The sequence below is a fragment of the Streptomyces sp. NPDC007084 genome (assembly GCF_040703595.1).
Taxonomy (GTDB): Bacteria; Actinomycetota; Actinomycetes; order Streptomycetales; family Streptomycetaceae; genus Streptomyces.
The window spans coordinates 1-1,267 of record NZ_JBEYFY010000131.1 but is presented as its reverse complement, the minus strand read 5'-3'; the positions used below and the strand labels follow the sequence as shown (position 1 = coordinate 1,267).

Annotated in this window: 1 protein-coding gene; it reads right to left on the bottom strand. The window is 41.6% G+C overall.

Annotated elements, in window-relative coordinates; translation table 11 throughout:
- Nucleotides 1-1,267 (bottom strand): heavy metal translocating P-type ATPase (locus tag AB0912_RS35890; protein ID WP_366707533.1); only part of this gene is annotated, 1,267 nt, incomplete at both ends.

The following is a 1,267-nucleotide window of genomic DNA, read 5'->3' as shown; positions in this document are numbered from 1 at the left end:
GAGAATCGTTGACACCATCACCGATAAAAGCAATTTTTTTACCAGAGTTTTTGAGTGATTTGACAACTTCAGCTTTTTCTTCAGGCATGAGATTGGCACGTACTTCATCGATGCCGAGTTGGGCGGCGACTGCTTTAGCTGTTGTCTCGTTGTCTCCAGTCAGCATAATCATACGAGAAATACCTTCGTGGCGTAGTTCTTCGAGGGATTCTTTGACACCAGAACGTATTTCGTCCGCAATACCATAAATTAGTTGCAATCTGTTATCAGCTGCGACCAAAACAACTGATGCACCTGAATCAGTGATTTCTGTGATGTCCTGTTTCTGCTCGGGAGAAATCGTAATATGATTAACCACCATCATTTTTTCATTACCAATCAATAGGTTGTCTGCGATGATTCCCTGTCCTTTAACAACGTCCGTTTTTTCAAATTTGATAGGATTGAATTTTCCGATCATGCGTACAACTGCCGTTGCTAATGGGTGATCAGATTCATTTTCTGCTGAAGCAACTGCATCAATTAATTCTTTTGAAGCACCATAATTTTTGACAACAACAACTTCTGTATTGCCTTTCGTCAGAGTACCCGTCTTATCAAACAGAAGCGTATCAATGTGACTGAAGGTATTCATAACATCACCTCCCTTGATAAGGACGCCTCTTTTTGCACCATTCCCGATTCCTGCAACATTTGAAACAGGTGCACCAATCACGAGGGCACCAGGGCAACCAAGTACGAGAATCGTGATGGCTAGTTCTAGATTATGACTAAAAACCCAAGTAATAGCTGCAATAACAAGTACCGCTGGCGTGTAATACTTAGCAAAGCGGTCGATGAATTTCTCAGCAGGAGATTTGGTATCTTGGGCTTCTTCGACAAGTTCAATAATTTTACCAAAGGTTGTATCTTCGCCGACTTTTTCTGCTTCTACGTAAATTGTACCGTTTTCTAAGATAGAACCTGCAAAAACTTTGGTACCAGCTTCCTTTCTGATTTCACGTGATTCACCTGTGATACTGGCTTCGTTGACATAGCCAGATCCTTGGTAAATACGACCATCAACAGGAACTTGACGTCCGGTTTTTACTAAGAGTTTGTCGCCAATTTCAACTTCATCAATGTCCATTTCTTCGCCATCAGCAGATAGGGCTGTGCTGGGTGCCATATTCGTGAGTTCTTTGATACTTGATCGCGTTTTTTCAAGCGTTTTTTTCTCCAAAAATCCACCGAAAGCGAAGAGAAAAGTGACAATTGCTGATTCTTC